The following is a 14,825-nucleotide window of genomic DNA, read 5'->3' on the forward strand; positions in this document are numbered from 1 at the left end:
AAGTAGGGAATAATAGGATAGGAAATTTAGATGAAAAATGAAAGGGGATTATAAATGGAAGTCTTAGGGATAGAGATAGATTTAGCTGTGATTATGCAAATCATTATAAAACTTGCTCTATTAACGATTGTTTTTTTAATTATAACACCTATTGGTAAAAAACTTATCCAAAAAACAATTCAAAAAACGGTACAAGGTAAAAAAACATCACCTGGTCGAATGAAAACTCTTGAAAAACTGTTAGCAAACGTTTTTTCATATGTGATGATTTTTATATATATCGTTATGTTTTTTGCGACGTTAGGGATCGAGATTGGTCCAATCATTGCTGGAGCAGGTGTTGTTGGATTAGCTGTCGCCTTTGGTGCGCAAGGTCTTGTTAGTGATGTGGTGACGGGCTTTTTCATGATTTTAGAACAACAACTAGAAATTGATGATTACGTCACGACGGCAGGATACGAGGGAATCGTGGAAGAAATCGGCTTACGGACAACTAAAATTCGTAGTTTTGATGGAACTTTAAACTATGTGCCCAATCGGTATATTGAAGCCGTGTCGAATCACACGCGGGGCAATATGCAAGCTCTAGTCGATATCCCGATCAGTTACGAAGATAATATGGATGAAGCAATCAATGTATTGGAAAAAGTGTGTGCTGAGTTCCAACAAGATGAGCGTTTTGTAGTCGGTCCAAATGCTGTCGGCGTGCAAAGTATCGATTCTGCTGAAGTTGTCTTACGAGTGGTCGGTCAAACGGAAAATGGCCTTCAATGGGTGTGCGAGCGAGATATGAGAAAAAGGATTAAACAAGCGTTTGATCAAGCGGAAATTAAGAAATCTTAGCCGCCTTCATTGATGGTGAAAAAGATAGCAGATGAAAAGGTCTTTCTTAAGTTGTGTTACTTAAGGAAGACCTTTTTTAATTGAGAGACGATGCCTCACGGTTAGTTTTCTAAATTTCAATTGATATTTGTCCGATAGAGGCGTTCTCACGACTAGTATTTCGCAATTCACTTGATAGACGCTCTCTCTCGATTAATTTTCAGCATTTCCGTTGAATTTTGAACGAGAGACACTCTCTCTCGATTAGAATTCAGCATTTCAATTGAATTTTGACCGAGAGGCATTCACTTCAAAAATAATAGAGAACAAATTTAAAATGGCTGCCACCTTGGTAGTCTTTTTTTCGATTATAGAAGTGAAGGGGGAGTAAGCCGTTACTGGGGGGACGAGCGCATCATATTCTATCATATGAGGAGGTGTCTTTAATGCTTGCAGCATATGACGTTGCCTTGATTCCTTTAATCATTGCGTTAATAGAGTTATTAAAAGGTGCAGGTCTACCAAAAAGGTGGCTCCCTATTGCTTCTATTATTTTAGGAATTGCTGGGGGTATCATTTATATTTGCCCTCACGATATTAAAGGAGGCATTATCATTGGTCTAATGCTTGGACTGTCTGCAAGTGGCTTGTATTCAGGAAGTAAGCACATGATTGAAAATAATAATGAAAAAGGTGATTAAATGGTTAAAATTTATTTAGATCCAGGTCATGGTGGAAACGATCCAGGAGCAGTAGGAAATGGTTTACAGGAGAAAAACGTCACATTAGCTATTGCAACGCGGGTTAGAGATATCCTTGTTAATGAATATTCCAATGCAACAGTTAAAATGAGTCGCACAGGAGATCAAACTGTTGAGCTTATTGAACGAACAAATGATGCTAACGCGTGGGGAGCTGATTATTTCCTCTCGATTCATATTAATTCTGGTGGGGGAACGGGATATGAGGATTATATTCACAGTGGTCTTTCAGATAATTCCCATACAGCAAATCTGCGCAGCACGATTCACGCAGAGGTTGTTAAGTTAATTAATATGAGAAATCGCGGGAAAAAGAAAGCTAACTTCCACGTGCTGCGAGAAAGCGTGATGCCTGCTATGTTAACTGAAAATGGCTTTATCGACACAAAAGCAGATGCAGATAAAATGAAACAAAATTCATGGCTCGACAATGTCGCTCGTGGACATGTGAATGGACTTGCAAAAGCACTTGGTTTGAATAAAGACGGAGGCGGTGGAGGATCACAAAAATATGTTGAAGTTCTAGTTGACTCCCTCTGGACTTATAATTCAGCCGACTGGAATGATAGAGCAGTGACTGTAGGTAAAGGTGAAGTATTTACTGTTAAAAGAGATCGTTTTCCGGTAGATGGTGGTCATATGTATCAATTAAAAAGTGGTCTGTATATTACTGCTAGTCCCACCTATGTAAGAGCGTACACTAAGTAAAAAATAAACAGCCTCGTGGATCAGCTCAGATCCACGAGGTTTTTTAAATGAACATAAAAAAAGAGGCTGTGGAAAGCAGCCTCTATGTAGGTCTGGGAGTTGGAGAACAAGACCTAATAGTAGTTTAACCATTATTATTAAAACTTATACATTTTATTTTAAAAAATTATCTGCTAATGCATTGCAAATAATTACCACTTGTATTTAGAACACCAGTTCTGTATACTAAGAACAAGGAGGGAACAAATGTGCGTATGATATTAGAGAAAGCCATTAAATATAATCAATTAATCAATATGGTTTATATGTCTAAGGAAGGCCAAATTACGAAAAGGAAAATTAAGGTATTGAATCTTGAAAAAGATCAATTAAATGCTTTTTGTTTTTTGAGGCAGGCAAAACGGACATTTAACATAAATAATATTCTCGCACTCCAACCCATCTACACGAAAAGGAATATGGTGATTTAGTTATGAGTGATGAAATCAGAGACAGAGGAACAAAAAAGTGGACGTCAATCATGCTACCAGAACATGTTGAAGCATTAAAACAAATGTTTGCAGAAGAAGAACGTAAAGACAAACCCATTTTAGATGATCAAAAGAAAATGGAAATTGATTTTTTATTAAAAGCAGCATTAAATAATGATGCGACCGTGGAAATTCAGTATTATGTGAATTACGATTACTGTACAATAAAAGGAAAAGTGCTCATGATCGACGTTTTGAACGGATATTTAAAGATTGAAAATGACGAATTAGAAGACATTTATTTACAAGATATTTTAGATGTATCTATTTTATAGCTTGTTGGTACAATTTTAAAAGTTGACTCTGACGCTAAAATAAGGGAGCATCATAAGAAGCAGGAAATAATATTGGAGGGAAATATAATGAGTCATGCAGATTTATTAATTACTTTGACAGCTCATGAAAATGATGAAGGTAACGTCACCATTGCTTTCACGATGGGAATGAAAGCAATCGAAAAAGGACATAAAGTAGAAATGATGCTTCTTTCTAACGGAATCCACATCGCAGAAAAAGGCTATGCAGACAAAATTGATATTGGAGCACCTTTCAAACCGATTAAGGACCTTTTAGCTTCATTTTTAGAACAAGGCGGAAAACTGAAAGTCTGCTCAGCATGCATGGAACATAATGGTGTCACTAAAGAAGACATTATTGAAGGCGCTGAAGTGATTACAGCCGACGACGTCATTGACGGCATTATGAATACTGAGAAGACGTTGCAGTTGAACTAAGAAACGTGAAATTGATTATAAGAGACTGAAAAACGCTCGGATTTTTATCTGAGCGTTTTTCAATTTTTAAGCAACAGTAAAAAACTTCCCCATCGAATGGATAGAGAAGTTTTTGATATATCTTACTGCTTAACAGCAATCAATAAAGACTTAATCACACCTAAATGGATTCCTTCATGCCAAGTGCAAAATTGAATTGCGGCATCCGGTGTATCCAAATTAATAGTACGGATGACATGATCTTCAGAAGCGGGTTCATGCATTTTATTTTTAAAATGAGTTTCAAATCTTGTTTCTTGTTCTTTTAGAGCGTCTAGGATTTCTTCCATTGAGGGCACTTCATCTTCAGGCCATTCAGACGGACGCGTACCATCGATAAAGTAGTCAAACCATTTCGGATGAGTAATTTCATAGCTGTGATCAGCTTTATTTAAGTATTCTTCAGCTGTTACATAAACATGTCCAGCATTCCAGCGAATCGTATTCGGATACCCTTCAGGCTGGACATCCAAGTGTTCTTTATCCACCTTAGACAAGGCAATTAAAGAAGCCGTACGTGAATATTTAAATAAATCGAGTGAATCCAATCAAATCAACTCCCATTTCAATAGTTGTTTTCTATTATACTAGAGATAAAATGTTCATTCATTATATCTGATTGAACCCTCAATATTTGAACCGGAAATTTTCACGAAAGGCTATAGAATTTTTTAAAGGGCTATAGATCCGCCCGAAAGGCTATAGAATTTTTTAAAGGGCTATAGATTCGCTCGAAAGTCTATAGACCTTTTTATTGAAACATCAATCCAAACGATATGAAATTAATTATCATCAACCCACCATAAATGCGATCCATGATACAACGTGTGTGGCAGTGGCTCCACGCCATGCAGTCGCTTGTTATACGTCCATAAACTATTTTCGGTAAATAGAATCAACCCTGGTAAATCTTCTGAAAAAAGCTCTTGCCAATCTGCATAAATATCCGTCCGTTTTTCTTGATCAAGCGCTTCTGAATCCTCTAACGCCTTATATAAAAGTTCATCAGATTTAGGGTTATTCCAGCGTGAGAAATTATACATATTATCGATTCCCCATAATCCTAATGGATCTGGATCTTTCAAATCAAGGTTCCAACCAATCAAATATAAATCCCAGTCGGTATCGTCGTCTGCCAGTTCCGCTACATAAGTAGACATTTCTTTAGGCTCACGTAAATTAATTTTAATGCCAACATCTTCAAGAAATTCTTTTATAAGGGGAGCGGCTTGTTCACGTAATTTATTTCCAGCCGGATAATCCATATTAAGTGTCCATTCATCACCGTCTGGATCGGTGCGAAAACCATCTTCGCCAAGTTCATAACCAGCTTCATCAAGTATCTCAGCTGCTTTTTTAGGATCATACGGGTAATCGTCTGTTATCTTGTCATTATACGCCCAAGACTGAGGTGCAATCGGTGCATTAATCAGTTGGCCTTTGCCATGTAAAAGTCCTTCGTCATGGTTTTCGCCGATGAGTTCTGCTCGATTAATAGCAAAACCAATCGCTTGCCGGACCTCTTTAGGAAGTTTTTCATTTGGTTCCCAATTATCTGGATTAATGGTACCTTTTTCTACATCTTCAGTCGGCCGATGATTGTGTTTAAAGCCTAAAAGTTGATAGTTGAAATCTGCTTGTTCAATCATTTTAATATTGTCCAACTTACTTACTTGCTGATGTTTTTCTTTTGGAAGACCACTTGGGTTCTCTATAAAATCAATTTCTTCATCTTTTAGTACGTGTATGACATTAGGTTGTTCAATCATTTTCCAAGTGATTTCATCTAAATAAGGTTCACCTTGCCAGTAATCTTTATTTTTTTCAAGAACATATTGTTCCCGTTCGACTATATCGGCAAGCTGAAATGGCCCTGTTCCGACTACGGTCTCTATCTCCAGAGATTCTTTTGGCATATCAATAACGGGGATCTCTTTAAATATGTGTTTCGGAATGATGCGAAGGCTTGCGATATATTCTGGAGTCACGGTTGGTTCGCTAAATTTGAAAATAACTGTATGGTCGTCCTCAGCGACAACGCCTTCAAATTCGTCAGTTTCCCCTTCAGTGTATTCTCCATAACCTAGCAGAGGTGTAACATAATTCGAACGGATACCACCTGCTTTCATATAATCCGGATCAGCTACCACCTGATAAGTAAAAACAACATCGTCTGCCGTAAAAGCTTCACCATCATGCCAAGTAACGTCTTCTTCCAGATGGATTGTCAATTCAGTGTGGTCATCATTAAGTTCCCAATTATCCATAGCGAGTAGGGCTTCATATTCTAAATTTTCATTTTGGGTGAATAGTGCTTCATGGGTAAACGCAAGAATAGTGTCATCGTAAATATCTTCGTAAAATAAAGGATTGAACATTCCGGAAGGAGCAGAGTACATAGCTCCAGTGACACGTCCGCCTTGCTGGGGACTTTGGTTTTCTTTTTCTGCTTCTACTTTAACATCATCCTCATTAGCGTCTTCTTTAGCAGATGTATCGTCACGGCATGCTGCCAAGACCATTAAAGAAAATAGCATAAGCACTAGCAACAGCATTTTTGATATAAATAAATGTTGAATTTTCAATTTGACATAACTCTCCCCTTTTAGTGTTAACGAGTGTACGAGTTGAAAAAGTTACTGTCTTAATTTATATGACAAGCTGTTTAGAGATATGAGTGAATTATATGGATAGATTTTTATAAAAACAAACTGCCATAGTAACGGTACCGAGACTATCTTTGTCTGGTGGGGCTCACGCTGTATCTTGGTTGGATTACCTAATTTCGTATCGTGACAAGGGGGCTCACGCTGTATCTTGGTTGGATTACCTAATTTCGTACCGTGACAAGAGGTCTCACGTTGTATCTTGGTTGGATTACTTAATTTCGTATCGTGATAAACTACCAAAAATTCTAAAAATTTGGGAGCCCCCCAATTTAATGATAGAATAAAAGCAAATAAGACTAGGGGTGGAAGACATGGATTTGAATACATATTTAACATTAGATGCGACAGACATGGCGCGCTTAATAAAAGAGAAAGAGGTTAGTCCAAGAGAATTAGTGAATTTAAGTTTTCAACAATTGGACAAGGTGAATCCTTCATTAAATGCCATTACGCATACGAGAAAAGAGAAAGCATTGGCAGAAGCGGATAAAATCGATATAGACTCTCATCCGTTTGCGGGGGTGCCGATTCTTCTAAAAGATATTTCTCAATCCCTAGAAGGGGAGCCATTAACGTCAGGTTCTAAATTAATGAAAGATGTCATTTCTGACCATGATTCTAATTTAGTGAAAAAAATTCGTGGGGCTGGCTTTCTCGCCACTGGTCATACGACGACACCAGAATTTGCTTTGAAAAATATTACCGAAGCGGAACTTCACGGACCAACTCGGAATCCTTGGAATCCAGACTATTCTCCAGGTGGATCAAGCGGAGGATCTGCAGCTGCGATTGCTTCAGGAATTGTTCCTATAGCAGGTGCAAGTGATGGTGGCGGTTCAATTCGTATCCCAGCATCTTTTTCAGGACTGTTTGGACTCAAGCCTACACGTGGTAAAACGCCAGTAGGTCCAGGAGTAGGAAGACAATGGCAAGGTGCTTCCATAGATTTTGTCCTCAGTCGAAGTGTCAGAGATAGTGCTGCAATGCTAGATTTACTACAAGTTGTTCAGCCAGCAGCCGCTTTCCAAACACCTTTATTTGATGGGAAATATACTGAAGAAATGAAGCGAGATTTTAACAAACCACTGCGTATCGCTTATACAACGACATCGCCAGTAGGAACACCAGTTTCTGAAGATGCAAAAGCAGCGGTTGAAAAAACGGTGAAGTGGCTTGAGGAACAAGGACATCATGTGGAAGAACAGGATAATGGTGTGGACGGCATTCAATTAATGAAAAATTACTTTCTAATGAACAGCGGGGAGGTATCCACGGTTGTTTCACAAATGGAACAAGCGATGGGAAGGGTCATTACTGCTGATGATTTGGAAATTGAAACATGGTTGTTGAATGTTGCGGGTAGGTCGGTTTCGGCAACTGAATTTTCTCAGAGTCTAGGATCATGGGATACCGCTGCAGAACAAATGGCAATTTTTCATGAAACTTATGACTTCTACATCACGCCCGCTTCAGCATTCACAGCTCCGAAAATTGGTGAGCTGACCCATACGACATCAGAGCAAGCAGCATTAAGAGAACAAATCCAGTCCATTGATAAGGCAAAACAACAGGAATTAATTTACGATATGTTCTTACCGAGCTTGACTTATACGCCGTTTACACAGTTAGCGAACTTAACAGGACAGCCTGGAGTTTCCTTACCAGTCCATTTATCAAAAGAGGGATTGCCGCTTGGTGTACAAGTTATGGCGACAAAAGGATTAGAACATCAATTGTTAAAACTTGCTCACCAAATAGAGGAGTCCAAATTATGGGTAAGCATGAGTGAAAATCCGTACTTTAAAAATACTAATCTCGTAAAATAACTATAAAGTGAAAGAAAATCTTCGAGAGCTTTTGGAGGTTTTCTTTTATTTTGATTAAAAACTCAAGTATTTAAAAGCGTAGAACTGTCTATTCGACAACTTTCACACTAAATAGACACTTTAATTCAGAATAATAATAGTATTTTTACTTAGTGGTTATCTATTTAATTTATCCGCTAACCCTTATATAATAGGAATCACGCATTAGTTTAATATATGTAATATTTCAGAATATTATTATCAATGGAAGGGGATACATATTTATGGAGAAAGAAAGGAAGGGTTTATTTCAGCGTTTTCTAGATATGATTGAAAACGTAGGGAATAAACTGCCACATCCTGTCACATTGTTTGCTATTTTAGCATTACTTGTGGTTGTTATATCGGGTGTGATTTCACTCTTCGACTTAAGTGTCGAACATCCCGGTGAGCCGGGGGAAATGGTTGAAGTGAAAAGCCTGTTTAGTGGGGAAGGAATTAACTATATTCTAACCAACATGACCGATAACTTTATTGGATTTGCCCCACTAGGCGTGGTACTAGTTACCATGCTCGGAATAGGGTTGGCTGAACGATCAGGATTAATTAGTGCCGTTTTACGCGGATTTGTTTTATCTGTGCCAAAACGATTAATCACTCTTGGCCTTGTATTTGCAGGGGTTATGTCCAGTGTAGCTTCTGATGCTGGGTATGTTGTTTTGCCTCCGCTTGGAGCGGTCATTTTTGCCGCACTAGGACGCCACCCATTAGCTGGTTTGGCTGCAGCGTTTGCTGGGGTCTCTGCAGGATTTAGTGCGAACTTATTTCTATCAGGTACCGATGCATTACTCGGTGAATTAACAATCGATGCAGCAGCGATTATTGATCCAGCCTATGCTGAAACTATGAATATTGCGATGAACTGGTGGTTTATTGCCGCTTCTGTATTCTTGTTAACTTTTGTCGGTGCATGGGTGACGGAAAAAATTGTTGAACCACGTCTAGGAGAGTATAAAGGAGATTACCGCGAAAGTTTAGAAGGTCTAAAGCCTGTTGAGAAAAAAGGAATGCTTTGGGCAGTGATTGCGATGGCTGTTACGGCTATCTTAGCAGTATTCTTAGTATTCCCTGAAGGCGCGCCAATGCGTGGAGACGAGATGGATCAACCGATTATTAAATCACCATTTATGGATTCATTAGTGCCGATTATCACAATATTATTCTTAGTTCCTGGGTATGTTTACGGGAAAGTAACAAAATCTATTAAAAATGATAAAGATGTTGCTGGTCAAATGGGTGAGACGATGGCATCAATGGGGATGTTTATTGTGCTTGCGTTTACAGCTGGACAGTTTGTTGCCTTTTTCAACGAGTCGAATATGGGACTAGTCTTAGGTGTTTATGGTGCTAAATTCCTTGAAAGTATTAACGTAACAGGGATTCCATTAATTATCATCTTTATTATAATTGCTGCATTCATTAACTTATTTATCGGAAGTGCGTCAGCCAAGTGGGCGATGATGGCTCCCGTCTTTGTTCCGATTATGATGCAGCTCGGTTACTCACCAGAACTCACTCAAATGGCCTATCGTGTCGCTGACTCAGCAACGAATATTATCACGCCTTTGATGACTTATTTTGCGATTATTATTGCATTCGCCCAGAAATACGATAAGAAAATGGGAATTGGTACGATGATTTCGGTTATGTTGCCATACTCACTCATTTTCTTAGTGACATGGACGCTCATGTTGATTATTTGGATGTTATTTGGTATTGAACTCGGCCCAGGCGGACCAATTCTATATCAATAAAATTAATGATAGTTTGAGAGCATCATCTCTAGTGGGGTGGTGCTTTTTTAGTATAAGTTTGGGTGATTATGGAGGATGAAGACCACAAATCCGTAGAAAAGCCTCAAAGTTGTCGTTCATCCGCGCTATGAAGACCGCAAATCCGAGGAAGCTCTTAAAAGTTGTCGTTCATCGCCGCTATGAAGACCGCAAATCCGAGGAAACTCTTAAAAGTTGTCGTTCATCCCAGCTATGAAAACCACCAACCAACCGGCTTCACAAATTAGATTGCTCATTTCTACTACCTCCCACCAAAACCTACCAATCTAAAATCAGAAGTATAATAAACCACCTATATGAAAAGAATAGTTAAAGATTACCGTCATTATCCACTTTAACTCGCATAGCGTTTCTAGTATAGTTAAGATATAAATGATAGAAAATGAATAGGGGACGATGAGTCATGAAAAGTGTCGTACTGTATCATGAAAAAGTAAAAAAAGTCATTGATAATATAAATGAAGTTATGATTGGTAAAGAAGAAGTAGCTGTTCTCAGCCTGGCCGCTCTTTTAGCAAGGGGGCATATATTGCTGGAAGATGTGCCTGGTGTTGGTAAAACAATGCTCGTTCGAACACTGGCCAAGTCGCTAGATTGTGATTTTAAAAGAATTCAATTTACACCTGATTTACTTCCGTCTGATGTGACAGGTGTATCGATTTATAATCCGAAAACATTAGAATTTGAATTTCGTGGCGGACCTATTTTAGGAAATATTGTGCTTGCGGATGAAATCAACCGGACGTCACCAAAAACGCAATCCTCGCTACTAGAAGGAATGGAAGAAAAAAGTGTAACCGTCGATGGAAACACGATTCAATTAAGTCAACCTTTCTTTGTGATGGCAACACAAAATCCAATTGAATATGAAGGAACGTATCCACTGCCTGAAGCTCAACTTGACCGATTTATCCTAAAATTAAATATGGGTTATCCATCAATGGCAGATGAACTTGAGATGCTAGAGAGAATGTCACGAAATCATCCAATTGAAACCATTTCTCCGGTCATGACGAAAGAAGAATTGGTATCTATTCAAGAAGAAGTGAAAGATGTTTATGTCGATCAAAATGTTCAACAATATATTGTCAATCTCGTTAAAGCAACCCGTGAAAATGAAAATATTTTCCTTGGTGTAAGTCCGCGGGGATCGATAGCTCTGATGAGTGTTGCAAAGGCTTTAGCTTTTATTTATGGCCGGGATTATGTCATTCCTGACGATGTGAAATTTATGAGTCCTTATGTATTAAGCCACCGAATTATTTTAAATTCTCGTGCTCAATACGAGGGGAAAACAAGTGAAGATATCGTCCGTTCTATTGTGGAACAGACATTTGTGCCAATTCGAAAGGAATTTAGCTAATGTCATTTCGGTTGATCCTAAACTTTGTTTTTATCATGCTTCTTTTCCTCATTCTTTTTTCGTTTGCGATGTTTCAAGGAGGTTTTCTTTCGTGGTTCTTGTTTTATAGTTTCCTACCTATTTTCCTTTACCATATTGGACTACTCATTTATCCAATGAAAAAATGGCATGTCACGAGAACAGTCAGTCCCATGGTTGTTGAAGCAGGAAGTGATGTGACGGTTACTATAAAACTTCATAGAAAGATAGCTTTCCCATTGTATTACTGTGTTGTTGAAGAACGTTTACCAGACTCTTTAAATAAGGTTGATTATCGCTTGGATAAATATAAATATATGGAAAATCCTCATTCTATGAAAATAAAACGACGCAAGAAGCAAATTATTTTTCCAGGATTTAAACGAAACTTTACGGTAAACTATCAACTTAAACAGATCCCGCGCGGTGAACATCAGCTAAGTAATATTCGAATCCGGACAGGAGATGTTTTTGGATTAATTCAAAAAGAGCATGTTTTTCAAACGTCTGATTACATGATGGTTTACCCAAGTCGACGCTCGATTCATATGGACGAGCAAAGTCAAAGTCTAGATCACGGCACGATGTCAGCCCATTCATTAAATATAAGCAACACGAACGTCGTTTCAGGAATTCGTGACTATTTACCAGGGGATCGTTTTTCCTGGATTGATTGGAAACAAACGGCCCGTAAAAATACGATGATGACAAAAGAATTTGAACAAGAAAAAAGTGCTGATACGTTGGTTGTGCTTAACTGTACGTCAAATGATCGTTTCAATGAGTTGGCGTTTGAAGCAACCGTGGAAATGAGTTACTCATTCATCGATATGTTCAAGAAAAATGCAATTCCATCAGGCCTGCTAACAATTGGTGAAAAAGCTGATTATTTTCCAGTCCAACCATATCAAGGTCAAAACGATTTGACCAAACGTCATTTAACGACGATTCAGCCAACTGGCAAGCAGATGTTTTCTATGAAATTAAAAGAAGAGTTAATCCGTCTGCAAACTCAGTATCTTATCGTTATTTTAACGACTTATATCGATGACCAATTAAAAGAGACTGTGAAAGAATTAAAAATGCAAAAGAGACGTGTGATGTTAATTTTTGTTCAAGCAGAAAAAGCTTTAACGCAAACAGATTTAGCTATCCTACATCACCTTACACAACAAGGCGTTTGTGTAAGTCATATATCAGAGACTCAATTAATAAACGATCGCATTGAGGTGAATCAATTGTGAATGCATTAAAAGTAAGTAAAATACCTTCAGTCTTCACCTCGTTATTATATATTTGTGGATTTTTCATATTTCTAGAATGGTTATACCCTATTAAGCAAATAACTGAGACGAATGAAATGGGATTGTTTATTGTCTTCGCTGGATTTTGTTTTTTAATTTCATTACTCGAAGTGCGCTGGTGGCTCTCATTCATTTTAAAAGGTGCGGGAATACTATTTATCATCCACGTTTTATTTTATGAACAGAGTTTGTTGGATATTGCATGGGTTCATGACTTTGTAATTGATATACTCTACAACTGGCAAGCGTTGACGAACCAAGAGTGGTATGAGCTTACCGCGATATTCCGTAGCTTACTCTTTCTCATATTAATCTGGTTGATGAGCTATCTCATTCATTATTGGTTCGTCACTGTCAAACGGATATTTCTATTTATTCTATTAACGTTCGTTTATTTATCCGTTTTAGATACCTTTACTGTTTATGACGCGACAAGGTCGATTATCCGCGTGTTCATATTATCTTTTCTATCGCTTGGTTTAACGAACTTTTTTAATGAAGTAGAAAGGGAGGTTGTGCCTTTTAAATGGACAAAACGAATGTCCAGATGGCTCATCCCGATTTTGTCGATTGTTCTATTATCTTCAGTTGTAGGATACGCTGCTCCGAAGTTCAGTCCTCAATGGCCAGACCCAGTACCGTTTATCCAACATGCTACAGGAACAGGTGGAAGTGGCAAAACAATACAAAAAGTTGGTTATGGGGAGGATGATTCCCATTTAGGCGGGTCATTTGTTCAAGATAATGCACGTGTTTTTACAGCCATAGCCCCGTCGGAAAATTACTGGCGTATTGAAACAAAGGACGTTTATACAGGAAAGGGTTGGGAAGCTGAACCAGACGAAACTAAAGAGACATACATGCTCGACTCACTGAACAACATCCCTATTAATACTTTCTCCGACGATGTTGAGACACAAAAATTACAGGCGAGAATAGAGATGGATGCAGCCACGTATTTGCCAAAACTCGTCTACCCTTATGGAATTCGTGAGGTGCTAGCAGAACGGGGGTTTGATATAGAATTAAATATGCATAGTGATGAATTACGCACAATGTATTCAGGAAAGGACACAAGCTTAGCAGATTATAACATTATTTATGATGACCCATCATTTGATATTGATGAACTTAAAAATGACGGCGATGATCCAGTAGAAATTTCGTCAAGATATACTCAAGTTCCAGATGATTTACCGGAGCGTGTTGATCAATTAGCAGAAGATATTACAGAACCATACGATAATCGTTATGATAAAGCAAAAGCGATTGAACAGCATTTTGGTCAAAGTGGAGAATTCACCTATGAGACAGAAGACATTCCCGTACCAAAAGGCGATGAAGACTATGTCGATCAATTTTTATTCGATTCTAAAAAAGGATACTGTGATAATTACTCTACCTCTATGGTCATCATGCTAAGAACCCAGGGCATTCCAGCGAGATGGGCAAAAGGGTTCACAAGTGGAAACAGAGTGGTTAATGAAGATAATGATAGAATTTCCCCTGACGGCAGTGATGTCTACGAAGTCACCAATGCCAATGCGCATTCATGGGTAGAAGTCTATTTTCCTGATACCGGTTGGGTGCCGTTTGAACCGACGCAAGGCTTCTCAAACTTGGCCGATTTCCATACCGAAGTGGCTGGCAGTGACGAAGATGATGCCCTTGACGCAAATGAAGCTGAAGGACCTGAGACTGAAACCGAGGACGACCCAGAAGTTGAAGAGGATGATCCTGAAATAGGTGGCCCCGAATATGAAGAAGACGATGAGGATAAAGATGACGTCGCTTCAGGGTTTACTTTGAAAAAATGGCATATCGGTGTTGGTGGAGGTTTATTCGGTTTATTATTGGTGTTTGCCTTTGTAAGGAGATACCGTATCCAAGCGTATCTTTTAGCGAAAAAAATGGAACGTGAAGGGGACGCGGCATCTTTGCAGTCCGCTTATCATTTCCTTTTGAAAATTCTTACTAAAAAAGGAAACGGAAAAGACCCTCAACAAACATTAAGAGAGTACGCGAAAGAAATAGATGTCCTCTATTCAGGAAGTTCAATGAGCCTCTTAACAGCAGGATACGAGCAAATTTTGTATAACAACAATAAAGAAGTGCTTAACAACACCGAGTTACCGGAGTTATGGAAAGATTTAGTTAATCAAGTTATAGGTTGACCTTGAAAAAAATGATGGGTAAAATAGTCCATATTAAGTAGAGCT

General features: G+C 38.4%; 13 protein-coding genes. 11 read left to right on the forward strand and 2 right to left on the reverse strand.

The annotated features are described in order from the left end of the window. Positions 1-54 precede the first annotated feature (54 nt). From KQI49_RS13860 to KQI49_RS13885, 6 genes are all read left to right on the forward strand, one after another. Entirely contained in the window at positions 55-843 is a 789-nt protein-coding gene (locus KQI49_RS13860; RefSeq protein WP_216489807.1) for a mechanosensitive ion channel family protein, read from the forward strand. 425 nt (positions 844-1,268) lie between these two features. Beyond that, positions 1,269-1,523, forward strand: coding sequence for a hypothetical protein (locus KQI49_RS13865; protein ID WP_216489808.1), 255 nt, complete (start codon positions 1,269-1,271; stop codon positions 1,521-1,523). After that, entirely contained in the window at positions 1,524-2,291 is a 768-nt protein-coding gene (locus KQI49_RS13870; protein ID WP_216489810.1) for an N-acetylmuramoyl-L-alanine amidase, read from the forward strand. 254 nt (positions 2,292-2,545) lie between these two features. Continuing rightward, on the forward strand, positions 2,546-2,761 hold the full coding sequence (locus KQI49_RS13875) for a transcriptional regulator (RefSeq protein ID WP_253286841.1): 216 nt from the start codon (positions 2,546-2,548) through the stop codon (positions 2,759-2,761). A 2-nt stretch (positions 2,762-2,763) separates the two neighbouring features. Further along, complete coding sequence (locus KQI49_RS13880) at positions 2,764-3,096, forward strand: YolD-like family protein (protein WP_216489814.1); 333 nt, start codon at positions 2,764-2,766, stop codon at positions 3,094-3,096. A gap of 87 nt (positions 3,097-3,183) precedes the next feature. Next, positions 3,184-3,555, forward strand: coding sequence for a DsrE family protein (locus KQI49_RS13885; RefSeq protein WP_216489816.1), 372 nt, complete (start codon positions 3,184-3,186; stop codon positions 3,553-3,555). 122 nt (positions 3,556-3,677) lie between these two features. Here KQI49_RS13885 and KQI49_RS13890 read toward each other — a convergent pair whose 3' ends face one another. Both KQI49_RS13890 and KQI49_RS13895 read right to left on the reverse strand, forming a co-directional pair. After that, a complete protein-coding gene (locus tag KQI49_RS13890) occupies positions 3,678-4,142 on the reverse strand; it encodes a DinB family protein (RefSeq protein ID WP_216489818.1) in 465 nt (154 codons plus the stop codon). A 234-nt stretch (positions 4,143-4,376) separates the two neighbouring features. After that, complete coding sequence (locus tag KQI49_RS13895) at positions 4,377-6,179, reverse strand: ABC transporter substrate-binding protein (protein WP_253286840.1); 1,803 nt, start codon at positions 6,177-6,179, stop codon at positions 4,377-4,379. A gap of 395 nt (positions 6,180-6,574) precedes the next feature. On the opposite strand from KQI49_RS13895, the gene KQI49_RS13900 reads away from it, so the two are divergent. The 5 genes from KQI49_RS13900 to KQI49_RS13920 all read left to right on the forward strand — a co-directional run bounded on the left by KQI49_RS13900 (position 6,575) and on the right by KQI49_RS13920 (position 14,780). Beyond that, positions 6,575-8,089 carry an amidase gene (locus KQI49_RS13900; protein ID WP_216489820.1) on the forward strand — a complete coding sequence of 505 codons (1,515 nt, stop codon included), beginning with the start codon at positions 6,575-6,577 and terminating at the stop codon, positions 8,087-8,089. Positions 8,090-8,352: 263 nt separating this feature from the next. Continuing rightward, entirely contained in the window at positions 8,353-9,882 is a 1,530-nt protein-coding gene (locus KQI49_RS13905) for an AbgT family transporter (RefSeq protein ID WP_216489822.1), read from the forward strand. A gap of 442 nt (positions 9,883-10,324) precedes the next feature. Continuing rightward, positions 10,325-11,284, forward strand: coding sequence for an AAA family ATPase (locus KQI49_RS13910; protein WP_216489824.1), 960 nt, complete (start codon positions 10,325-10,327; stop codon positions 11,282-11,284). Beyond that, the gene (locus tag KQI49_RS13915) at positions 11,284-12,546 is read left to right on the forward strand and encodes a DUF58 domain-containing protein (protein ID WP_216489826.1); all 1,263 of its coding nucleotides are present in this window, start codon (positions 11,284-11,286) and stop codon (positions 12,544-12,546) included. Before KQI49_RS13910 ends, KQI49_RS13915 begins: the two co-directional genes overlap by 1 nt. Continuing rightward, the gene (locus tag KQI49_RS13920; protein WP_371817574.1) at positions 12,543-14,780 is read left to right on the forward strand and encodes a transglutaminase TgpA family protein; all 2,238 of its coding nucleotides are present in this window, start codon (positions 12,543-12,545) and stop codon (positions 14,778-14,780) included. The genes KQI49_RS13915 and KQI49_RS13920 overlap by 4 nt, the downstream gene beginning before the upstream one ends. Positions 14,781-14,825 lie beyond the last annotated feature (45 nt).

It is taken from the genome of Virgibacillus sp. MSJ-26, assembly GCF_018918075.1.
In the GTDB taxonomy this organism is placed as follows: domain Bacteria; phylum Bacillota; class Bacilli; order Bacillales; family Amphibacillaceae; genus MSJ-26.